This window comes from Rahnella sp. CG8, from assembly GCF_023701875.1.
Taxonomy (GTDB): Bacteria; Pseudomonadota; Gammaproteobacteria; order Enterobacterales; family Enterobacteriaceae; genus Rahnella; species Rahnella aceris.
Map to the genome: position 1 here is coordinate 47,856 of NZ_JABAED010000017.1, position 23,002 is coordinate 70,857.

21 protein-coding genes and 1 other RNA gene are annotated in these 23,002 nt (G+C 53.7%); 7 read left to right on the top strand and 15 right to left on the bottom strand.

The window, feature by feature from the left end; translation table 11 throughout:
* Positions 1-16: 16 nt before the first annotated feature.
* Genes ubiI through HGO41_RS16445 form a run of 4 tightly spaced genes read right to left on the bottom strand, consistent with a single transcriptional unit; the run spans position 17 to position 4,388 of the window.
* Positions 17-1,243, bottom strand: coding sequence for an FAD-dependent 2-octaprenylphenol hydroxylase (gene ubiI, locus HGO41_RS16430; protein WP_250981224.1), 1,227 nt, complete (start codon positions 1,241-1,243; stop codon positions 17-19).
* A gap of 17 nt (positions 1,244-1,260) precedes the next feature.
* Positions 1,261-2,439 (bottom strand): 2-octaprenyl-6-methoxyphenyl hydroxylase, encoded by a 1,179-nt coding sequence (gene ubiH / locus HGO41_RS16435; RefSeq protein ID WP_126125100.1) that lies wholly within the window; start codon positions 2,437-2,439, stop codon positions 1,261-1,263.
* A gap of 1 nt (position 2,440) precedes the next feature.
* Positions 2,441-3,757, bottom strand: a complete 1,317-nt coding sequence (gene pepP, locus HGO41_RS16440; protein ID WP_013576786.1) for a Xaa-Pro aminopeptidase — start codon at positions 3,755-3,757, stop codon at positions 2,441-2,443.
* A gap of 58 nt (positions 3,758-3,815) precedes the next feature.
* Positions 3,816-4,388, bottom strand: a complete 573-nt coding sequence (locus HGO41_RS16445) for a YecA/YgfB family protein (protein WP_015690331.1) — start codon at positions 4,386-4,388, stop codon at positions 3,816-3,818.
* Between the two features lie 253 nt (positions 4,389-4,641).
* Between HGO41_RS16445 and zapA the strand changes: the two genes are divergently transcribed.
* The 5 genes from zapA to ydgU all read left to right on the top strand — a co-directional run bounded on the left by zapA (position 4,642) and on the right by ydgU (position 6,720).
* Complete coding sequence (gene zapA / locus HGO41_RS16450) at positions 4,642-4,971, top strand: cell division protein ZapA (RefSeq protein WP_013576788.1); 330 nt, start codon at positions 4,642-4,644, stop codon at positions 4,969-4,971.
* A gap of 47 nt (positions 4,972-5,018) precedes the next feature.
* Positions 5,019-5,202, top strand: a non-coding RNA gene (ssrS, locus tag HGO41_RS16455) — 6S RNA.
* A 39-nt stretch (positions 5,203-5,241) separates the two neighbouring features.
* Positions 5,242-5,838 (top strand): 5-formyltetrahydrofolate cyclo-ligase, encoded by a 597-nt coding sequence (locus HGO41_RS16460; RefSeq protein WP_037036679.1) that lies wholly within the window; start codon positions 5,242-5,244, stop codon positions 5,836-5,838.
* Positions 5,839-6,109: 271 nt separating this feature from the next.
* Positions 6,110-6,520 (top strand): acid resistance repetitive basic protein Asr, encoded by a 411-nt coding sequence (gene asr, locus HGO41_RS16465; RefSeq protein ID WP_013576790.1) that lies wholly within the window; start codon positions 6,110-6,112, stop codon positions 6,518-6,520.
* 119 nt (positions 6,521-6,639) lie between these two features.
* Complete coding sequence (gene ydgU, locus HGO41_RS25930; protein ID WP_455769640.1) at positions 6,640-6,720, top strand: small membrane protein YdgU; 81 nt, start codon at positions 6,640-6,642, stop codon at positions 6,718-6,720.
* Positions 6,721-6,831: 111 nt separating this feature from the next.
* On the opposite strand, the gene serA is transcribed toward ydgU, so the two are convergent.
* Both serA and rpiA read right to left on the bottom strand, forming a co-directional pair.
* Positions 6,832-8,070, bottom strand: a complete 1,239-nt coding sequence (gene serA, locus HGO41_RS16470) for a phosphoglycerate dehydrogenase (RefSeq protein ID WP_250981225.1) — start codon at positions 8,068-8,070, stop codon at positions 6,832-6,834.
* Positions 8,071-8,420: 350 nt separating this feature from the next.
* Positions 8,421-9,083, bottom strand: coding sequence for a ribose-5-phosphate isomerase RpiA (gene rpiA, locus HGO41_RS16475; RefSeq protein WP_013576792.1), 663 nt, complete (start codon positions 9,081-9,083; stop codon positions 8,421-8,423).
* A gap of 227 nt (positions 9,084-9,310) precedes the next feature.
* Between rpiA and HGO41_RS16480 the strand changes: the two genes are divergently transcribed.
* Complete coding sequence (locus tag HGO41_RS16480) at positions 9,311-10,213, top strand: LysR family transcriptional regulator ArgP (RefSeq protein ID WP_013576793.1); 903 nt, start codon at positions 9,311-9,313, stop codon at positions 10,211-10,213.
* 28 nt (positions 10,214-10,241) lie between these two features.
* Here the strand turns inward: HGO41_RS16480 and HGO41_RS16485 are convergent, their stop codons facing one another.
* Positions 10,242-11,150, bottom strand: a complete 909-nt coding sequence (locus HGO41_RS16485; protein WP_015690335.1) for a LysR family transcriptional regulator — start codon at positions 11,148-11,150, stop codon at positions 10,242-10,244.
* Between the two features lie 106 nt (positions 11,151-11,256).
* Between HGO41_RS16485 and HGO41_RS16490 the strand changes: the two genes are divergently transcribed.
* Positions 11,257-12,099: an SDR family oxidoreductase gene (locus HGO41_RS16490; protein ID WP_250981226.1), complete on the top strand. Its 843-nt coding sequence runs from the start codon at positions 11,257-11,259 to the stop codon at positions 12,097-12,099.
* Between the two features lie 57 nt (positions 12,100-12,156).
* Here HGO41_RS16490 and HGO41_RS16495 read toward each other — a convergent pair whose 3' ends face one another.
* From HGO41_RS16495 to pgk, 8 genes are all read right to left on the bottom strand, one after another.
* Complete coding sequence (locus HGO41_RS16495) at positions 12,157-12,909, bottom strand: oxidative stress defense protein (protein ID WP_250981227.1); 753 nt, start codon at positions 12,907-12,909, stop codon at positions 12,157-12,159.
* A 103-nt stretch (positions 12,910-13,012) separates the two neighbouring features.
* Complete coding sequence (gene argO, locus HGO41_RS16500; RefSeq protein WP_015690338.1) at positions 13,013-13,630, bottom strand: arginine exporter ArgO; 618 nt, start codon at positions 13,628-13,630, stop codon at positions 13,013-13,015.
* A 181-nt stretch (positions 13,631-13,811) separates the two neighbouring features.
* Positions 13,812-14,699 (bottom strand): small-conductance mechanosensitive channel MscS, encoded by an 888-nt coding sequence (gene mscS / locus HGO41_RS16505; protein ID WP_013576798.1) that lies wholly within the window; start codon positions 14,697-14,699, stop codon positions 13,812-13,814.
* Between the two features lie 136 nt (positions 14,700-14,835).
* Positions 14,836-16,104 carry an MFS transporter gene (locus tag HGO41_RS16510; RefSeq protein ID WP_112150877.1) on the bottom strand — a complete coding sequence of 423 codons (1,269 nt, stop codon included), beginning with the start codon at positions 16,102-16,104 and terminating at the stop codon, positions 14,836-14,838.
* A 60-nt stretch (positions 16,105-16,164) separates the two neighbouring features.
* Positions 16,165-19,263 (bottom strand): beta-galactosidase, encoded by a 3,099-nt coding sequence (locus HGO41_RS16515; RefSeq protein WP_250981228.1) that lies wholly within the window; start codon positions 19,261-19,263, stop codon positions 16,165-16,167.
* 134 nt (positions 19,264-19,397) lie between these two features.
* Positions 19,398-20,480, bottom strand: coding sequence for a LacI family DNA-binding transcriptional regulator (locus tag HGO41_RS16520; RefSeq protein ID WP_250981229.1), 1,083 nt, complete (start codon positions 20,478-20,480; stop codon positions 19,398-19,400).
* 136 nt (positions 20,481-20,616) lie between these two features.
* A complete protein-coding gene (fbaA, locus tag HGO41_RS16525; RefSeq protein ID WP_013576802.1) occupies positions 20,617-21,696 on the bottom strand; it encodes a class II fructose-bisphosphate aldolase in 1,080 nt (359 codons plus the stop codon).
* Positions 21,697-21,825: 129 nt separating this feature from the next.
* Positions 21,826-22,989, bottom strand: coding sequence for a phosphoglycerate kinase (gene pgk, locus HGO41_RS16530; RefSeq protein ID WP_013576803.1), 1,164 nt, complete (start codon positions 22,987-22,989; stop codon positions 21,826-21,828).
* Between the last annotated feature and the right edge of the window lie 13 nt (positions 22,990-23,002).

Here is a 23,002-nt window from a genome sequence, read left to right on the forward strand (position 1 = left end):
TTGAGCTAAAATTAGATTATTTCAATCGAAGCGAATCGTCCCGTAACCATTCCGGTAAATCATTCAGCCCCATTGCCTGGCGGACCAGTTTCGGCTTCACGCCCGGCAGGGAATCCGCCAGCGTCAGTCCAATATCACGCAACAGTTTTTTGGCAGGATTGTCACCGGCAAACAGTTCGCGGAAGCCCTGCATCCCGGCAAGCATCAGCGCAGCGCTGTGTTTACGACGACGCTCGTAACGACGCAGGTACATGTGCTGGCCGAAATCTTTGCCTTCTTTTTGCAGGCGTTTGATTTCGGAGGCCAGTTCTGCGGCATCCATAAAACCTAAGTTGACACCCTGCCCGGCCAGCGGATGCACGGTGTGTGCCGCATCGCCCACCAGCGCCAGACGTTGTCCGGCAAAACTGCGGGCATAACGGCCGGTCAGCGGAAAGGTCACGCGATCGCTTTCTACGGTACAAATACCCAGACGCAGGTCAAAGGTACTGGCAAGGATTTTGTTGAACTCTTCCGGCTGAAGCGCACTCAGGCGCTGCGCTTCATCCGGTGACACTGACCAGACGATAGAAGACAGATGTGCATCCGCCAGCGGCAGAAATGCCAGAATACCTTCGCCGTGGAATACCTGCCTTGCGACAGACTGGTGCGGTTCTTCAGTGCGTATGGTCGCCACCAGTGCATGATGGCGATAATCCCAGAAGGTCAGCGGAATATCGGCGTGCTTACGCAGCCACGACTGTGCGCCATCCGCGCCGACCACTAAACGCGCGCTGAGCTGACGTTCATCACTCAGGGTAATGAAGGCTTCATTTTCTCCCCACGCCACATTTTTCAGTGTTGCCGGTGTGAGCAATGTGATGTCGGAAGATTTTTCCGCACGTTGCCACAAGGCGCGGTGGATCACCTGATTTTCAATAATATGGCCCAGATGGCTGAAACCGTATTCTTCGCCGCGGAACGCGATTTTGCCGAAGCTGTCGCGATCCCAGACTTCCATCCCCTGATAGGCATTGGCACGCTGCGCAATAATGTTGTCCCAGACGCCGATATATTTCAGCAGACGTTCACTGGCAGCATTGATCGCTGAAACCCGCAAGCCAGGCTGTTCCGGCAAGGGCGTATCAAGATCCGGCTGCTGATTTTCCAGTACGGCAACACGCAGACCGCTGCCCTGTAATCCGCACGCCAGCGCCAGACCAACCATTCCGCCACCGGCGATAACCACATCAAAAGATTGCATAATTTTTCCTGTAGGGATTAACGGTCAACCCAACCTAACGTTCTGCGAGTGAAAGCATCGCGTAATGGCGTAATGCCTTCCATCGCCAGTAAACCGAGATTGCGCCCGACCATTAACGGCAGCCAGCGGTTGGCAAAGAGGTGGATCAAGCCATCGGTCACGCCGACGGTTGCCTGCTGATCGGGCTGACGGCGCTGCTGATATTCACTCAGCACACGGTAACTGCCGACATCGGCACCTTGTGCCGCAGCATTAGCCAGTGTTTCCGCCAGCGTCATGACGTCGCGCAGGCCGAGGTTAAAACCCTGTCCGGCAATCGGATGCAGCGTTTGCGCCGCGTTGCCAACCAGCGCCAGACGGTGGCTGATGTGACTATTGGCTTGCTGTAATTGCAGCGGATAACTGAACCGTTTACCGGCCTGCCGGAAGGTGCCCAGTCGCCAGCCGAAAGCTTTTTGCAACTCACTGAGGAACTGCGCTTCGCTCCAGTGATCAATCTTGCCTTTCGCTTCGCGCGGATGACACCAGACCAGCGAACTGCGGCCATCGGACATCGGCAGCAGTGCCAGCGGACCGTGTTGGGTGAAACGCTCGAAAGCACGATTGTTGTGCGGCTCGCTGGTCGCCACGTTGGCGATGACGGCAATCTGGCCATAATCTTCACGCTGCCAGCCAATATTGCAGGCTTTTGCCAGCGAAGAATGCGAACCGTCAGCGGCCACCAAAAGCTGTGCTGTCAGCGTTTGACCGCTGTCGAGCGTCACGCTGGCGGAATCTTGTGAACGCGCGACATCCATAACTTTCGCCGGACAATGCAGCGTGACGCCGGGTGCATTTTTCAGCATCGCAAACAGGCGCTTACCGACTTCATGCAACTCAACCACCTGCCCCAGCGCCTCAACGCCATAATGCGCGGCATTGAGATTCACAAAGGCCGCGTGACCACGATCGCTGACATGGATATCACGGATTGGCGTGGCGATTGCCGCCAGGGCAGACCAGATCCCCACCCGCGATAATTGCTGGCAGGTTCCCTGTGCCAGCGCAATCGAGCGGGCATCAAAGCCCGGGTGTCCGTGATGTTCCGGCGCAGTGGCTTCCACCAGATGCACCGCCAAACGTCCCTGCGTCAGCGAGGAAATCGCCAACGCCAGCGTGGCACCGGTCATGCCGCCGCCAACAATTACGATGCTCATATTATTTCTTTGCCGCCGCCATTAACGCTTCAATATCATCGGCTTCTTTCACCACATCGCCGGTCAGAATTTCAATACCGGTGGTGGTGATCAGAATGTCGTCTTCAATACGGATACCGATGCCGCGGTACGCTTCCGGTACGTCGGCATCCGGCGCGATATACAGACCCGGTTCAACGGTCAGCACCATGCCCGGCTCCAGCGTACGGCTGCGATCCACTGAGCCATAATGGCCGACATCATGAACGTCCAGCCCCAGCCAGTGGGAAAGACCGTGCATGAAGAACTGGCGGTGTGCCTGCTCCGCGTAAAGGGTTTCAACGTCACCTTTCATCACGCCCAGTTTGACCAGACCTTCAATCATCACGCGAACTGCGGCTTCGGTTGCGGCCTGAATGCTGCTGCCCGGCCCGAACACTTCCAGCGCTTTATATTCTGACGCCAGCACGATGTCGTAGATTTCGCGCTGCGCTTTGCTGAATTTGCCGTTCACCGGGAACGTGCGGGTGATATCACCGGCATAACCCTGATATTCACAACCAGCGTCAATCAGCACTAAATCGCCGTCACGCAGTTCACATTCGTTTTCGGTGTAATGCAGGATGCAGCCGTTTTCGCCGCCGCCCACAATGGTGTTATAGGAAGGATAACGTGCACCGTGACGGGTGAATTCGTGATGAATCTCGCCTTCAAGCTGATATTCGAACATGCCCGGACGGCATTTTTCCATCGCACGGGTATGGGCCAGCGCGGTGATGTGTCCGGCACGGCGCATGACGGCAATCTCTTCAGCCGATTTGAACAGGCGCATGTCATGCACCCACGGACGCCAGTCGGTGACAGTGGCCGGGGCCGAGAGATTCTGACGGAAGCCTTTGCGCAGTTTTTCCATGGCACGGTTAACGATTTCATCCGCATAGGCGTAATCGCCCTGTGCGTGATACAGCACGTCGAGACCGTTAAGCAGCAGATGAAGCTGATCGTTGATATCATCAAAAGGCAGCGCTTTGGTCACGCCAAGCCTGGCGGGCGCGGCTTCCTGACCTAAACGACGACCAAACCAGATTTCAGCGGTGAGATCACGGACGCGGTTAAACAGGACGCTGTGGTTATGATTTTCATCACTTTTCACCAGGATCAATACCGCTTCCGGCTCATTGAAACCGGTGAAATACCAGAAATCACTGCTCTGACGATACGGGTATTCACTGTCGGCACTGCGTGGTGCTTCGGGCGCAGAAAAAATTACCGCAGCACTTCCCGGGGCCATCTTCGCTAACAGCGCCTGACGACGATTCTCGTACTCTTGCTGAGTCATCACCTTCTCCTGAAATCGTTTTAATGAGTGCAATCAGTTTATGTAATGCAATGTACCATCAATGCAAAGTACGGTGATTTTCCGCAGCCGTCGGGCGGCTGTGGCCAAATTCACCAAAGCACAGAATGGCGGCAACACGGACGTACTCCACCACTTCCTCTAAAGATTGCGCCAGTTGTTCCTGATCTTCATCTTCGTCGTAGCCCAGTTGCGCGATGCTGCGCAAATCGTCGATCGCTTCACCGACTTCGCCTTTCACTTTGGCGAGTTTTGGCTGCATCATGCCCAGGCCAAGCAGGAAATGGTTAACCCATCCGGCCAGCGCATCGGCACGCTCAAAGATGTGTTTTTCATCGTCGGGCATCAACATTTTGAATTCGAAGCTGTCATCTTCGAGAGTGTCTGACGTCACTTTGCGCAATTGTTGCAGCAAATCTGCCAGCGTGTGCGGGAAGGCCATACCTTCGTTAGTCAGATCATGCACCATCGTCAGCCAGCTGCCGTCGCGATTGCCACCGCACAGCAAACCACTGATCAAACCGTGCATTTCTGCTGCGGTCAAAGCAACCGATTGTTGTTTCAGGTTTTGATCCAACGAATCGTAAGTAGGGTAAGTATTCTCTATAGACATGCGCATTCGCCATCGTTGGCAGGTTAAGTTCGTGTTATGCTACCACCAAGGTCTGTCGTAGTACCAGATTAGCAGCCCGTGATGGGGTGGTCTTAAACATGAATGGCACGCTCTGAACAATCGGGCAGCAGTCAGCCGGTCATGGGGTTGTAACCTGGTATTGAGATAGTTATAGTGGCGCCCGCTTCCAACATCCTGCGCCAGGTCGTAGTGGTCACGTTGGGGCGGACGAATAAATCAGCAGGAAGGTGGCATGTCTGCACAACCGGTAGATATTCAAATTTTTGGTCGCTCTTTACGGGTGAATTGTCCGCCAGAACAACAGGAAGCACTGAATCTGGCAGCTGAAGATCTTAATCAGCGGTTGCAAGATCTGAAAGTTCGCACTAGAGTCACCAATACGGAGCAACTGGTATTCATCGCGGCATTGAACGTATGTCACGAACTTGCTCAGGAAAGGTTGAAAACGCGCGACTACGCATCCAATATGGAACAACGTATACGGATGTTGCAACAAACCATCGAGCAGGCATTGCTCGAACAAGGCCGGATCTCTGAACGTGAAGGGGCGCCTTTCGAATAACACACGTTGCTGACTGACTGGTCACAGGTCGTCAGAAACGGTAAAAAATTTCTCTGAGATGTTCGCCAGCGGGCCCGTCCCCTGAGCCGATAATTAGTACCAACAGAATGTGATGATCCGTAATCGGTGCGCATGCTCGGTCCGTCCGAGAAGCCTAAAGATTGCGACAGCACGTTCACCTTGAACCATGGGTTCAAGGGTTACAGCCTGCGACGGCATCTCGGAGATTCCCCTTTCTTTTTGGTACATCCCTTTCTGGTGTTTGTATCTATGCCCTACACGCCACTTTTTGCTTCTGCCCGACAAACCATCCGCAGTGAAATACGCCAACGCAGAAATACGCTGACCGCTGAACAGCAAACTCATTTTGCGCTGCAGGCTGCAGAACGCGTTGCAACCCATCCGAAAATTCAGTCCGCCACTTCAGTCTCCCTGTTTCTGTCCTTTGATGGTGAGCTGGATACCGCACCGTTGATCGCCCGTTTGTGGAACGAAGGCAAACAGCTTTGTCTGCCAGTGCTGCACCCTTTCTCGCCGGGTAATCTGCTTTTTCTGCGTTATACGCCCGATACGACGCTGGTGCGCAACCGGCTCAACATTCTTGAGCCACAACTGGATGTCACGCAGGTGATCCCACTGGCGCAGCTGGATATCATCCTGACGCCGCTGGTGGCGTTCGACAGTGCGGGGCAACGTTTAGGTATGGGTGGTGGCTTTTATGACCGCACACTTGAGCGCTGGAAAGAAGGCGGGCCGTATCCGATCGGATTAGCGCACGATTGTCAGCATGTCGATGCTTTACCGGTGGAACACTGGGATGTGCCTTTACCTGAGGTCATCACGCCTGGAAAAGTGTGGAGATGGTGATGCCAGACGATATAAATCCACGGTAAGCAGAGTGCCAGCCAGAAATAGAAAGCATACCTCATAAGTATGTTGTAACTAAGCTTGAAATCCGCACGTCTCCCTCGCTTTTTAAAAACCCAACCAATTGAAATTAATAATACTTTCTCTTTATACATACCGTTACACGCCGAAACCAATCACTCACGGACAGCAAGGTTTGTCACGCCTATTATTCTCACATCGGCCCCGCAGTGGGGTAGACACACAAACCAAGATCCCTGAGGAATTAAAGATGAAAAAAGTATTAGCTCTGGTTGTAGCCGCTGCAATGGGCCTGTCTTCTGTCGCTTTCGCTGCTGAAACTACCGCAACGCCGGCACCTGCTGCTACCACAACCACCGCAGCTCCGGCTCATGCCACTAAGCATAAAGCACACAAGAAACCTGTTCAGAAAGCGCAAGCTGCCAAGAAACACAAAAAAGCCGCTAAAAAAGCACCAGTCGCTCAGAAGGCGCAGGCGGCTAAGAAACACGTGAAACACGCTAAAAAAGCGGCTCCTGTTGCTCAGAAAGCGCAGGCGGCTAAGAAGCACGTGAAACACGCTAAGAAAGCGGCTCCTGTTGCTCAGAAGGCGCAGGCGGCTAAAAAGCACGTGAAACATGCTAAGAAAGCTGCTCCGGCTAAAGCAACTCCGGCAGCATAAGAAGTCACTAGGAAGTCTTTGTGAACGAATCTGTTCACTCTTATCAAGACTGAAAAATTTAACACCCGGTTCGCCGGGTGTTTTTTTCTCCGTTTTCTGCCCTGAGGTACTGACAGATGATGCTGCGCCGCTACCTGTTCGAAATCACTTTTTCATCAATGATCCTCTGCGGTCTGATTACCCTGTCCTTTTACTTCTGACGTTTTGATCCCCCCTTTATTCCCTCTGCAGACATTTTTTAACGCCCTGATGCCATAAAACAAAAAACCGCCTTTCGGCGGTTGGTATTTTGTCTGTTTCAGAAAGACTTATCAGTAAAGCAAACGGGCACGAATGGTTCCCGGAATCGCCTTCATCAGTTGCAGCGCGGTAGTCAGCGTCGCAGTATCCGTTTCCGCATCAATCACCACATAACCGATTTCTGGGCTGGTTTGCAGGTACTGCGCAGCAATGTTGATACCCTGTTCCGCAAAAATCTGGTTGATGCTGGTCAGCACACCCGGACGATTTTCGTGGATATGCAGCAAACGGCTGGCTTTCTCGGTATGCGCTGGCAGAGACGCTTCCGGGAAGTTGACCGCTGACAGTGTAGAACCGTTGTCAGAATATTTCGCCAGTTTGCCTGCCACTTCGAGGCCGATACCTTCCTGCGCTTCCATCGTTGAACCGCCGATATGCGGCGTCAGCAGCACGTTGTCAAATTCACACAGCGGAGAATTGAACGGGTCACTGTTAGTCGCCGGTTCTTCCGGGAAGACGTCGATAGCCGCACCGGAAAGATGTTTGTTACGCAGCGCATTGCACAGAGCAGGAATGTCGATCACGGTACCGCGTGAGGCGTTGATTAACAACGCGCCAGGCTTCATCTGCGCCAGTTGCAACTCGGAGATCATGTCTTTGGTTCCGGCTGTTTCCGGCACATGCAGCGTGACCACGTCGCTGGTATTGAGCAATTCTTCCAGTGTGGCAATCGGCTGCGCGTTGCCCAAAGGCAGTTTGCTTTCGATGTCATAATAGAAGACGCGCATCCCCAGGCTTTCCGCCAGGATCCCCAGCTGCGTACCAATGTGGCCGTAACCGATAATGCCCAGACGCTTGCCGCGCGCTTCGAACGAGCCGACGGCTAATTTGTTCCAGATACCACGGTGCGCCTTGGCGTTAGCTTCAGGAATGCCGCGCATCATCAGCAACATCTCGCCCAGCACCATTTCGGCAACCGAACGGGTGTTGGAGAAGGGTGCGTTAAAGACCGGAATACCGCGACGGGTCGCAGCTTTCAGATCTACCTGATTGGTGCCGATACAGAAACACCCAACAGCCACCAGTTTTTCTGCTGCCTGGAACACTTCTTCAGTCAGCTGAGTACGCGATCGGAGTCCAACAAAGTGCGCATCACGGATCGATTCTTTCAGCGATTGCGTGTCTAAAGCACCTTTGTGAAATTCAATATTGGTGTAACCCGCGGCACGGAGTGTATCAACCGCACTTTGGTGGACGCCTTCCACTAACAAAAATTTAATCTTGTCTTTCTCAAGTGATACTTTTGCCATTTCCCGACCCTATATTTTTCTGGCTGAATTCGAACTGCAAGATGACTGCTCACAGTCAACATAACAAAAAATCCGCCATCATCAATACAAACGATTGCCTGCCCCCCAGCAGAAGGCTCAGCACGCCTGCCGGTTTTTAGCATTTCATGCTGGTTCAATTTTACTGTGCCAGACGTTCAGGAGGAGAAATACAGAAATGTGACATAAGTCACCAAATTAAAGCCTTTGAAGAAAAGATGATTCAGTCAGAAAATTATCATCTTCATAACATTGCGTTATGACAGCGCAATGACGAGGCTTAGGCTGGCTGCCTTGCCCTAAAGCAGCCAGATCTTCTGCTTATATTCTGATTACTTCAGTTTGACGGTTTTGACACCTTCAGAAGTCCCGACCAGCGCCACGTCAGCACCCCGGTTGGCGAACAGGCCGACAGTCACAACACCGGCAATACTGTTGATCTTATTTTCCATCGCGACGGCATCAAGAATGTTCAGGTTATGCACATCAAGGATCACATTGCCATTGTCTGTCAGCACATTCTGGCGGTATTCCGGCAGGCCGCCGAGTTTAACCAGTTCACGCGCAACATAAGAGCGCGCCATTGGGATCACTTCCACCGGCAGCGGGAATTTACCCAGCACATCAACCTGCTTGGAAGCATCCACGATACAGATGAATTTTTTGGCAATCGCGGCAATGATTTTTTCGCGGGTCAGCGCAGCGCCCCCCCCTTTGATCATCTGCATCGAGCCGTTGATTTCATCCGCGCCATCGACATACACATCCAGCGAATCCACTTCATTGCTGTCGAAAACATGAATACCCAGACTCTTCAGTTTTGCGGTAGAAGCATCGGAGCTTGAAACCGCACCTTCAATCTGGCCTTTGATGGAACCCAGTGCATCAATGAAATGTGCGGCGGTGGATCCGGTACCGACACCGACAATGGTGCCCGGCGTGACGTAATCCAGTGCGGCCCAGCCGACTGCTTTTTTCAATTCTTCCTGCGTCATAATGGCTTCTCTGTCTGATAACACGTAAGTGGCGTGAATAGTTCGGTGGAACGAAGAGTGCCGGTGATTATAAAGCATGTCCCGGCAATTTGGATAAACAACACCGCAGCCAGATCACACTTATTAAGTGCAATTGTGCTGCAAACACAAAGATTTTCCTCACCACAAATCCTGACAATCTGTGGCATAGTGTTCGGATAAAATTAAATCTAAGGGACAGAACTCCGATGAAACGCCCGGACTATAGAACGCTGCAGGCACTGGACGCGGTGATCCGTGAGCGCGGTTTTGAGCGCGCAGCGCAGAAGCTTTGCATCACACAATCGGCCGTCTCTCAGCGCATTAAGCAACTGGAAAATTTGTTCGGCCAGCCGCTGCTGGTTCGTACCGTCCCACCCCGGCCGACTGAACAGGGACAGAAATTACTGGCCTTGTTACATCAGGTGGAATTACTGGAAGAAGAGTGGCTTGGCAGTGACAGCAACAATGAAAGCAATGATACACCTCTGCTGCTTTCACTGGCGGTCAACGCCGACAGTCTGGCAACCTGGCTGTTACCGGCGCTGAAATCAGTGCTGGTTGATTCCCCTATCCGCCTGAATTTACAGGTGGAAGACGAAACGCGCACGCAGGAACGTCTGCGTCGTGGTGAAGTGGTGGGCGCGGTAAGTATTCAACCCCAGCCACTGCCGAGCTGTCTGGTGGATCAGCTTGGTGCGCTGGACTATTTGTTTGTGGGTTCGAAACCTTTTGCTGATCGCTATTTCCCGAACGGCGTTACCCGCTCCGCCTTGCTGAAAGCGCCTGCGGTAGCGTTTGACCATCTGGACGATATGCATCAGGCCTTCCTGCAACAGAACTTCGATTTATCGCCGGGCAGCGTGCCGTGCCACATCGTTAACTCGTCGGAAGCCTTTGTGCAACTGGCCCGTCAGGGCACCACCTGCTGCATGATCCCGCATCTGCAAATCGAGAAAGAGTTGGAAAGCGGCGAGCTGATCGACCTGACGCCCGGCCTGTTCCAGCGCCGTATGCTTTACTGGCACCGTTTTGCGCCCGAAAGCCGCATGATGCGTAAAGTCACCGATGCACTGATCGCCCACGGACATCAGGTGTTGCGTCAGGACTGACAGAATTATCCGGCGTGAAAAGCGGCGTTTAACCGCTTTTCTCCCGGACCATCTCGATCAATGCCCGCAGGCTCGCGGGCACATGCCGGTTGCCCGCGAAGTAGAGAAACAAACCGGGGATTGGCGGGCACCAGTCTTCCAGCACTGCAATCAGCCGCCCTTCTTTCAGCGCAACCTGCGCATAATCTTCAGGAACATACGCGATCCCCAGCCCGTCCTGTGCGGCCTCAATCATCAGTTGCGTATTATCCAGCGTCAGATTTCCCGGCACATCCACCGCCACTTCCTGTCCGCGTTTGTGGAACTCCCAGCGATAGCGTTTTCCGCTGGGCAGGCGCTGACGCAGACACTGATGGCGGGCGAGATCATCCGGCGTTTCAGGGGCGGGATGCGCCGCAAGATAATCCGGCGAAGCCACGGTCAGAAAGCGCATGTCGGGGCTGAGCCGCACAGCGATCATGTCCCGTGGAACCGCTTCTCCCAGCCGGATCCCTGCGTCAAACCCTTCCCCGACAATATCCACCAGCTTTCCTTCCGCCACCAGATCCAGCGCCACACCGGGATAACGCGCCATGAATTGCGGCACAATATTGCGCAACAACAAGCGGATAGCGCCCTCGCTGCCGTTGATACGTAATTCACCCGTCAGCCTCCCCGGCTCGCCTGCTACGTCTTCCAGCGCCGCATCAAGCCCGTTCATCAGCGGATTAATCCGTTTCAGCAGGCGTTCACCCGTTTCGGTCAGTGACACACTGCGCGTCGTGCGGTGCAAAAGGCGTGCGCCAAGACGATCTTCAAGCCCGCGCATAATATGGCTGAGCGAGGATCGGGTAATGCCTAAAAGATCGGCGGCACGGCGGAAACTGCGGTGTTCAGCAACAGCCATAAAGGCCCTGAGTTCTGCCAGGGTCGGTTTGCTCAATAATGGTTTGCTCATTGGTGGGGAATATTCACCTGTTCATGCGGGTTATTGGGTATTAACGCAACAATAGTATTGCCCTACCCTGAATGTCTGGCAACTTCTGCAACAGAGGCATTTGATAATGGCAAAGACATGGTTTATTACCGGCACATCGACCGGCCTTGGACGCCTGCTCACTGAACAGCTACTTGAGCGCGGTGACCGGGTGATCGCCACCTTACGCAAGCCGGGTGCGCTTGACGCCTTACAGGCGATCTATGGCGATCAGTTGCATAGCATCACGCTCGACGTCACAGACACTCCGGCAATCAGAGCAGTCGTTGCCGGAGCATTCGCTAAGATGGGACGTATTGATGTCGTGGTCAGCAATGCCGGTTATGGCCTGTTCGGCGCAGGCGAAGAAAGCAGTGACGAACAAATCGACAGGCAGATCGCCACTAACCTGGTGGGTTCGATCCAGCTTATCCGCGCCGTTTTACCCCACCTGCGCGGACAAGGTGGCGGCCGGATTGTGCAGGTTTCATCGGAAGGCGGACAGATCGCTTATCCCAACTTCAGTCTTTATCATGCGACCAAATGGGGGATTGAAGGGTTTGTCGAATCCGTTGCGCAGGAAGTGGCACCGTTTGGCATTGATTTCCTGATCGTGGAACCCGGCCCGACCAGCACAGAATTTGGCGCCGGGCTGGATCATGCCACGCCCTTGCCGTGCTATGAAAAGACACCCGCCGGTGAGGTACGCCGGGCGATGGCATCCGGTGATTTCGCCATTAAAGGTGACGCGGTAAATACTGTCCGGGCGATGATCACCGCTGCCGATGCCGTCAGTCCGCCACTACGTCTGGCGCTGGGCAGTACCGCTTATGCCTCGATCAGCCAGGCGCTGACAGAAAGATTGCGGGTGCTGGAAGCACAGAAACAGGTGACGTTTTCAGCCGATAAAGAAGTCCGACAGGCAACATAAAAGGTCAGAAACAAAAAACCCGCCGGAGCGGGTTTTTTCATTTTTACAGATTCATTCTTACTGAGCCGGAGCCGGGGCTGGTGCAGGTGCCTGAGGCTGCAATTCGAATACCACATCGACCTGATCGTCGAAATGAATACTTTGCTGCTCGTAGGTTTGCGCGACATCGCTCTGCCCTGCGGCTTCGGCGGTTTTATACATACGCGCCACCGGCATCGGCTGGTAGTTAGCAACGTGATAACGAATGCTGTAAACCGGCCCCAGTTTGGTATGGAAACCTTCGGCCAGCGATTTTGCCTGCTGCGTGGCGTTTTCAATCGCTTTCTGACGCGCTTCATCACGGAATTTATCCGGATTGGCGACGCCCAGTTCAACCGCACGCACTTCATTCAGGCCGGAGTTCAGCGCGCCATCCAGCAGTTCATTCAGTTTGTCGAGCTGACGCAAAGTTACCTGAACCTGACGCACGGCGCGGTAGCCCTTGAGCTGTGACGTGCCATCTTTCAGGTAGTTATATTCCGGCTGAGTACGCAGGTTCGCCGCATTGATATCTTTTTTCTCAATGCCGTTTTTCTGCAGGAAAGCAAAGTACTCTGCCACGCGTTCATCAGCCTGCTTCTTGGCGCTGGCTGAATCGTTCGCCGACACGCTGACTTCAATCGCCAGCGTCGCGATATCCGGCGTGGCATCCACGCTTGCGGTGCCTGACGTCACGACGTGCGGCCCGGCAGGTAATTCTGCCGCCTGTAACGCCAGCGGTAATGTCCCTAATCCCAACATCGCTGCTACAGCCAATGCTTTCAGTTTCACAGTGCCTCCATTAATCATCAAAGATCTGGCAATAGATAGGTCAAACAATCTGCGAAACCGTAGCATAATCCGTTACAACAGAAACTAAGATTAGTGACAAAACTCAAAATACCCCGGTCTGACGCGCCAGTTGTATTGCAATCCCCCACATGATCACGCCGACGATAACGTTGATCACCCTCTGCACTTTGCCGGTATTCAGCCAGGGCGCGAGCATGGCGGCGAGAATGGCCAGCCCGAAGAACCACATCACTGACGCACTGACCGCGCCGAGCGCAAACCACGAACGCTCATCATGGCTCAGGCTGCCGCCCAGACTGCCGAGCACCACGAAAGTATCGAGATAAACATGCGGATTCAGCCAGGTCACCGCCAGCATGCTGACGACAATTTTCCAGCGACTTTGCTTCGCCACTTCAGCCTGCGCCAGTTCGGGGTTTTTGCTGAATGCCGTGCGAAATGCGCCCCAGCCATACCACAGTAAAAATGCCACGCCCCCCCAGCTCACCAGCAACAGCAACGTCGGAGATTTGCTCAGCAACGCGCTTCCGCCAAAAATGCCGCCGCAAATCAGCGCGATGTCACTCAGGGCGCACAAACCGGCGATCATCAGATGATACTGACGACGGATGCCCTGATTCATCACAAATGCATTCTGCGGGCCAATGGGTAAAATCATCGCGGCGCTCATCGCCAGTCCTTGCAGGAAAATAGCCAGCATGGGATATCCTTCAGAGAGTGAATAACAGAGATTGCGCGCAGTGTAAGGGCTTAGCCGGTATAAGAGGAAATGGATATTTCTAATCGGTCATTAGACTGGCTTATCAGTGGCAGGATGATATTTCAGGCATGAAAAAGGCGCCCGCAGGCGCCTGTGAAAATCTGAATCCGGGAAGAATATTTTATTCGAAAGTGCGTCGCTCTTCCTGCTGGTTGCCCGCCGCATTCGCCACCTGATACAGGTGAACATCCATCTGCGGATACGCAATATTGATATTGTTTTTATCCAGCGCGCGTTTGAACGATTCCAGCAGATCCCATTTCACGTTCTGTGCATCACCGTTGCTGGTCCAGGCGTACACAATGAAATTCAGGGTTGAAGCTGCCATTTCGTTGAGGCGAACCACGACGTCTTTATCTTTCAAAACACGCTGATCGGCCGTGATGATGTCGGTCAGGATCGTTTTCACCAGATCGATGTCTGAGTCATAACCCACGCCCACCGTCAGCTCGATACGGCTGGTCGGTTCGCGTGAATTATTGATGATGTTACCGGCGATGATTTTACCATTCGGCACCACAATGATTTTGTTGTCCGGCGTACGCAGGGTAGTGGAAAAAATTTGTACCTGAGTGACGGTACCGGCCACGCCGCCGAGATCGACATATTCACCGGCACGGAACGGACGGAAGATCACCAGCAAAACGCCGGCCGCAAAGTTGGACAGCGACCCCTGTAATGCCAGACCGACGGCCAGACCGGCGGCACCGATGACGGCAATCACGGACGTGGTTTGCACGCCAATCCGCCCCAGAACCGCAATCAGCGTGAAGGCGATAATCGCGTAACGCACCATGGCGGAAAGGAAGTCGGAAACGGTGATGTCAATACCACGAACTTTTAAGACCCGGCTGACGGCACCGGAAACGACACGGGCGATAATCATCCCCACAATCAGAATGAAGATCGCTGCCACAATATTCACCGCGTAATGAAGCAGTAACGCCTGGTTTCTCACCAACCAGTTGCCAGCATTATTGATGCTGCCCACAACGTTTAAATCATCCATTTAAAGTACCCCAAAATTACACCCTCACGGGCTGCAAGAAACCAAAGCTGCCCCGTTTAACGAGGCAGCAAGTGTCCTGTAAGGTTAACTAACAATGCGATGAAGTGCCAATTTCGCAGCAAAGAGTTCAGATAAATTAAGAATTTGCGTGGCTGTTTTTTAACGGTTCAGGGGTTTTGAATGCCTGAAGGGGGCCGCGGCCACTCAGCGTAAAGGCAGCAATCACCGTGAAGGTCAGCGCGATGACTCCGAGGATCAGATAGGTGCCGTGGAAACCGATTCGGTCATACATGTTGCCCGCGAAAACGGACATAAAGATGATCGCCACCTGTTTGAAGAAGCAAAAAGTCACCAGATAAATCGTCGCCGAGAAACGCACCTCAAACACAGACGTAATGTACTTGAAGCAACCGACAATCAGGAACGGCACCTCAAACATGTGCAAGGTTTTCAGCACCACCACTTCCAGCGGCGATGACGCGAAAGACGAGCCGATGATGCGCACTGACATGATGGTACCGGCCAGCAGCAAAGCATTCTTGCCACCAATGCGGTTTACTATCAGCGGTGCGAAAAACATGATGCAGGCGTTGAGCAGTTCGCCCATCGTGGTCACATAGCCAAAGACGCGCGTCCCTTCAGAAGATGACGTGAAGAAGGAGGTAAAGAAGTTGGCAAACTGCTGATCGAACACGTCGTACGTACAGGAAACACCGATGACGTACAGCGCCAGGAACCACAGCTTCTTGTCTTTCAGCAGTTCGAGGGCGAGTTTGAGATTGAACGGTTTGCTGTTCGCCCCCAGTTCGTTGGCCACGCGCGCGCTGGACGTGACTTCCGGTTTGGCGATCAGCAACAGGATAGCGAGGATCACCGCACAGCCGGAGCCGAGCCAGAACACAAATTCATTGTTGATGGTAAACATGATGCCGACCACCGATGCGCAAAGCGCCCAGCCGACACAACCGAACATACGTGCACGGCCAAATTCAAAGCTGCTGCGACGGCTGACTTTCTCGATATAGGCTTCAATCGCAGGCGCACCGGCGTTGTAAATCAGGCCAAGGTAAATCCCGCCCACCACCGAACCGAGATAGATATTAATTTTCAGTAACGGCCCAAACACGTAGATAAAGAATGGCGCAAACAGGATCAACATGCCGGTGATGATCCACAGCAAATGCTTTTTCAGCCCCAGTTTATCGGCGAGTAAACCAAACACCGGCTGGAACAACAGTGAGAACAGCGAAATGCTGGCGAAGATAATGCCGGTGTCGCTTTTGCTGATCTGATTAATATCATGCAGCCAGATCGGGAAGAACGGGAAGTAGGCACCCATGATGAAAAAGTAAAAGAAGAAGAACAGCCCGAACATCCAAAAGTTAGTATTTTTCAGGTAATACATAAGCATTTTCCTTACGTCTGAATATCGCGCCGCCGGGGATTAACACGGCGGCACAGGCTGTCAGGCACGTTTCCAGGTGAACGAATAATGGTACTGACCGGCTGTCAGCAGGAAATCAGGGCTGACGCTCGGGCTCCACGAATCATCACCGCCGACGCCCATATGGAAGCCGTCGATGTTCAGCCAGGTGCCCTCTTCTTCACGCAACAGGTGACGATGGCTGGTGTCCATCAACTGTTGCAGGCTGTAGCGGCTCAGGCCAAAGTGGAAATTGCCACGCAGCGTCCATCCGGCGTAATCCAGCTCACGGGTCTCTCCGCGCAGACCGTTTTCGGTCGGGAAAACGTAAGGCGTGTACATCTCGGTCAACGGCAAATTCCAGCGCCCGTGCTGCGCAGCCAGACGGCGATCCGGGTAGTTTTCATGCGGTCCCAGGCCCAGCCAGCTAACGTTTTTTGCGGTTTCAGCCAACTGACAGGTCAGGCCAATGCGCCCCGGTGACGGCACGTTTGATGCCACGCGAACCTCCGCGCTGATATGCAGTTCGCCCTGATTATCAATGCGGAAAATCTTGCGGCTCAGCAGTCGCGTTTCTTCCTCCGCCATAAACGCGTGAGTGGTCGTGATCACTACCCCGTCCTGCAACTGATCGGCGGAGATGTTTAATAAACGCGATTCCAGGTGGTACATACCCGCTGCTTTCCAGCGCTCAACCCAGGCATTCGGGTCAATACGGGTGACTTCGCTGACACCGATATCGTTATCTACCGGCGCACGGACAAACTGGTCGCGCAAGGCGGAAAGCAGGCGCGGCGTTTTACCATCGAACCACTGTTCCAGCAATCCGCTTTGCTGACTGAACTGCCAGCACTGCGCGCCGTGCAGTACGGAAATCACATCACCTTGCTGATCGAGAACCGGCGTGGCGGCAGAGATTTTTTCCGGCACCGGCAATATCAGCGGTTGCGGCAACTGCCATTGATCCCAGGCACTGCGGTGACCGGCATCTGACCAGGCCGTCGCCTGCGGCTGATGCACGGCGACGTTCAGCCACAGATCGCCTTCTGCCTGCGGTATATCCCCCAGATTCAGGGTTTGTTTGCCGTTGGGCGCGATATTCAGTACCGCCTCGCCCTGCGAAATGACTTCGCCGTCACGTTCGATGCGCCAGACTAACTGCTCATTATCACTGTGCCGGAACAGGTATTCGCTTTGTATTTCAATCGTCAAAGGCGAAGTATCTGTGAGCGAGAACTGGAAAAATTGCTGGGCGCGCTGGGCTTCAAACAAGGACGGATGCGGAGTGCGGTCAGCGAATATCAGACCGTTCATGCAGAACTGCCGGTCATTTGGCGTATCACCAAAATCGCCGCCGTAGGCCATATAACGCTCACCGTTTTCGCTGGTGCGCAGCAGACTCTGATCAACCCAGTCCCAGACAAAACCGCCCTGCAGACGCGGGAACTGACGGAACGCTTTCCAGTATTTATCAAAGCCGCCAAAGCTGTTGCCCATCGCATGGGCGTATTCGCAGAGGATCAGCGGACGCGTTTCGTCCGGCATGCTGATCCACTTTTTAATCGACCATTTCGGTACCGCCGGGAACGGCTGATCCTGCTCAACGCGGGAATACATCGGGCAGATAATGTCGGTCGCCGCGCTGTTGGCGCCGCCGCCTTCGTACTGCACCGGACGGGTCGGATCGACAGATTTGATCCAGCGGTACAGCGCATCGTGATTCGCGCCGTGGCCGGATTCGTTGCCCAGTGACCAGATGATGATGCACGGATGATTGCGGTCGCGCTGAACCATACGCGTCACGCGTTCGCTGAAGGCGCTGAACCACACCGGATCATCCGACAGACGGTTCATCGGCTGCATGCCGTGGGTTTCGATATTGGCTTCATCCACGACGTACAGACCGTATTCGTCACAGAGCCGGTACCACAGCGGATGGTTCGGATAATGCGAGCAGCGCACGGCGTTGAAGTTGTGTTGCTTCATCAGCACAATGTCGCGGCGCATGGTGGCCTCATCCATCACCTGACCGTTTTCAGGATGATGTTCGTGGCGGTTGGTGCCCCGGATCAGCACCGGCTGACCGTTCACTTTCAGCAGCCCGTTGCTGATTTCCACCTGACGGAAACCGACGTCACAGGCCTCGGCTTCAATAAGCTGGCCCTGCGGAGAAATCAGGGAAATGACAGCACGGTATAAAGCGGGCTGTTCAGCGCTCCATAATGCGGGCCGGCTGACCGGCAGACGCAGCGTGGTGCGGTCAAATGCCGTCCCGCGTTCATCAATGATTTCACTGCCGAGCGGTTGCTGATGTTCTGCGACAGGTTTATCGCCCTGCCACAACTGGACGCGCACCTGATAATCAGCCGCGGTGTCCGGCGGTACCGCGGCGCTGACTTGCACTTCCAGTTCGGCCTGCGTGAAGCCGTAGAACAGATGCGTGCGCACCTGCATGTCAGTAATTTGCTCTGCCGGTTTATGCAGCAAGGTGACATCGCGGAAAATCCCGCTCATGCGCCACATATCCTGATCTTCCAGATAGCTGCCGTCGCTCCAGCGCAGCACCATCACCGCCAGCCGGTTTTCACCCGCATGCAGCACATGACTGAGATCGAATTCCGCCGGTAAACGGCTGTCCTGCGAATAGCCGACCCACTGACCGTTACACCATAAGTAGAAAGCAGAATTGACGCCGTTAAACACGATGCGCGTCTGCCCGCTGCTCAGCCAGTCATTATCCACAGAAACTGTGAGCGAGTAACAACCTGCAGGGTTTTCTTCCGGTACAAATGGCGGATTGACCGGGATCGGGTACTGCACGTTGGTATAAATCGGCGCATCGTATCCCGCCAGTTGCCAGTTAGATGGCACCTGCACAGCATCGGCATCAGCCAGATCCTGTTGCAGCCATTGCTCCGGCACGGCTTCAGGACGGTTAAAATAGCTGAACGCCCACTCGCCATTCAGGTTACGAATTTTTCCTGAAGCCTTGTTGTTTCTCGCTTTCTCTGCATTTCGCCAGCTGTTGAACGGCGGGTGTGCGGGTAATCGGTTGCACTGCGTCGAGGCCGGTTTTTCCCAGTCACGGCGGGCCAGAACAGTGGCCAGCGATGATAATTTATCTTCCGCTGATGGATTCATAATATCTCCCCGGTAAATTGTTATGCGCTCACAATAATATAAACATGCGTAACCGGAGAGAGTAAGTAAAGTGCGGGGATGCGGGAAAGGGACGCGGATCACAAATTCCGCGTCAGTCAGTTCTTAAAAAAGATTTACAGCGCGCTGAGCTGACGTGCGATGCGGATCAGTTCCTGCGATAAAGTTTCCTGCGACACAGTGTCTGTACCCGGTCTGGCGGTTGTATGGCGTTCAACTAAAGAAGTGGGCAGTAACAATGAGGACTGCAGGTGATCGCCATGCGTATGCAGATGCTCTACCAGCCGGTTAATGCTCTCGTGACCGAGCAGGCGGAAATCCTGTTTGATGGTGGTCAGCGGCGGGAAGAAAAATGCGCTGTCTTCAGTATCGTCATAGCCCATCACCGAGATTTGCTCCGGCACCCGCAGGCCAAACTCATGGACCGCGCGCAGTACGCCCAGCGCCATCTGATCATTGGCGACCAGGATCGCCGTAGGGCGTGCGGGCTGATTGAGCAACAATAATGCCTGCTGGTAACCCGAAGCCGCGCTCCAGTCGCCATGCTGAACCGCGCACGGCGTAATATCGTGCAATGCCAGCGTATTCAGCCAGCCTTCATAACGTAAGCGTGCAGATATGGATTCGAGCGGGCCGGTCAGTACGGCGATCTGCTGATGTCCGAGCGCCAGCAAATGTTCGACGCCCTGCTCTGCCCCGCAGTGAGGATCGAACAGAATTTTAAACACATCGGCCTGCGGATCGACATCCAGAAACAGCGCCGGTAAATTGCCGCAAAGCTGTGCGATCGCGTCTGCGTCCTCATTCGACAGCGGCACGTTAATCAGCACGCCATCGACACGCTGTGACATCAGTTCATTCACCGCCGTACGACACGCGGCAAGGCTCAGGTTATCAATCATCGATATCACGACGTTGAAACCTAGCTGATTTGCGCGGGTTTTCATTGCCGACGCAATTTGCGACGGAGCGTGTAGCGCCAGTTCGGTGGTCGCCAGCCCAAGGGTGTAACTTTGTTTGCCCGCCAGTTGCTGGGCGACACGGTTCGGGACGTAATTCAGCGCAGCCATTGCCTGTTCGACTTTGTTGCGCGTTCTGACCGAGACGTGTGCAGCCTGATTCAGGACGCGCGAAACGGTCTGATAAGACACACCGGCGTGGCGCGCGACATCATCGAGGGTGACAGATTTTGGCTTCATGGCTCTCTCTTCGGGGATTCTGGCGAAACACGGATAACGGGCTATTGTGGCCGGAAAGCAGGCAATAAAAAAGGGGCCGAAGCCCCTTTGACGATTATCCTCACATTCCGGTGGTCAAGCACCGGAAGCGTAAGAATTACAGTACGTCGATTGCGTTCAGTTCTTTGAATGCCAGTTCCAGGCGAGTCACCATGGAAGACTGTGCAGAACGCAGCCATACGCGCGGGTCATAGAATTTCTTGTTAGGTTTGTCCGCGCCTTCCGGGTTACCCAACTGACCTTGCAGGTAAGCTTCGTTTTTCTTGTAGAACTGCAGGATACCGTCCCAGTTAGCCCACTGAGTGTCGGTATCGATGTTCATTTTGATAACACCGTAACCTACAGATTCTTTGATTTCTGCTGCAGTAGAACCGGAACCGCCGTGGAATACGAAGTTCAGGCTGTTGTGTGGCAGGTTATGTTTCTTGCACACGTATTCCTGAGAATCACGCAGGATAGTTGGAGTCAGTTTAACGTTACCTGGTTTGTAAACACCGTGTACGTTACCGAATGACGCAGCGATAGTGAAACGCGGGCTGATGGCGTTCAGTTTTTCGTATGCATAATCAACGTCTTGCGGTTGAGTGTACAGTGCAGACGCGTCCATATGGCTGTTGTCTACGCCATCTTCTTCACCGCCGGTACAACCCAGTTCGATTTCCAGAGTCATGTCGATTTTTGCCATGCGAGCTAAATACTTGCTGCAAATTTCGATGTTTTCTTCCAGAGACTCTTCAGACAGGTCGATCATGTGAGAAGAGAACAGTGGTTTACCGGTTTTCGCGTAGTGAGCTTCACCCGCGTCCAGCAGTCCGTCGATCCATGGCAGCAGTTTTTTCGCGCAGTGGTCGGTGTGCAGGATAACTGGCACGCCGTAATGTTCTGCCATCTGATGCACATGGTGTGCGCCAGAGATTGCACCCAGGATTGCCGCGCCTTGTGGCACGTCAGTTTTCAGGCCTTTACCGGCGATAAACGCAGCGCCACCGTTAGAGAACTGAACGATAACCGGTGAACGGACTTTCGCAGCAGCTTCGAGAACGGCGTTGATAGAGTCGGTGCCTACGCAGTTAACCGCTGGCAGAGCAAATTTGTTTTCTTTAGCAATAGCGAAAACTTTCTGTACATCATCACCAGTGATAACGCCTGGTTTTACGAAATCAAAAATTTTAGACATAGTTCTTTGTCCTGTATTCGTCGGCCGTAGATGGATTGAATCGGTTTGCTATGTCGCGCGGGCTCCACTGTGCAGCCCCCCGCGCGGCAAAGAAGAACGGACAGCATTATGCTCCCCGTTCAGGGTTCATTACTTCTTAGCACGCTCTTCCAGCATCACAACCGCTGGCAGTGCTTTCCCTTCAACGAATTCCAGGAATGCGCCACCGCCAGTGGAGATATAGGAAATTTTGTCAGCGATACCGAACAAATCGATAGCTGCCAGTGTGTCGCCGCCGCCTGCGATAGAGAATGCATCGCTGTCAGCAATAGCCTGCGCCACAATTTCGGTCCCTTTACGGAAGTTAGGGAACTCGAACACGCCTACAGGACCATTCCACAGAATGGTTTTAGCGTTTTTAATGATCTCAGCCAGGCGGTATGCAGACTCATCGCCCATGTCGAGAATTTGTTCGTCATCTTTGATGTCTTTAACAGACTTCACCGTTGCAACGGCTGTTTCAGAGAACTCAGTCGCCACGCGAACATCGGTAGGAACAGGAATGTCGCAGGTTTCCAGCAATTTGCTTGCGGTGCCGACCAGGTCTGCTTCGTACAGGGATTTACCGACGTTGTTGCCTTGAGCAGCCACGAAGGTGTTCGCGATACCACCGCCAACGATCAGCTGGTCAGCGATTTTAGACAGGGAATCCAGAACGGTCAGTTTGGTAGAAACTTTAGAACCGCCAACGATAGCCACCATCGGACGTGCCGGGTTACCCAGCGCTTTACCCAGTGCTTCCAGTTCTGCAGACAGCAGCGGACCGGCACAGGCGATCGGAGCAAATTTGCCCACGCCGTGAGTAGAAGCTTGCGCGCGGTGCGCGGTACCAAATGCGTCCATCACATAGATGTCACACAGGGCAGCATATTTTTTGGACAGGGCTTCGTCGTCTTTCTTTTCGCCTTTGTTAAAGCGAACGTTTTCCAGAACCACCAGCTCACCTTCGGCAACTTCAACACCATCAAGGTAATCTTTCGCCAGACGTACTGGGGATTTCAGATGCTCTTTCAGGTAATTAACAACCGGCAGCAGAGAAAACTCTTCGTTATATTCGCCTTCAGTCGGACGACCCAGATGCGAGGTAACCATCACGCGTGCGCCTTGTTTCAGGGCAATTTCGATGGTTGGTAAAGAAGCGCGGATACGTGCATCTGACGTTACTTTGCCATCTTTAACTGGCACGTTCAGATCGGCACGGATTAGTACGCGTTTACCCGCTAAATCCAGATCGCTCATCTTAATAACAGACATGGTGAATCCTCTC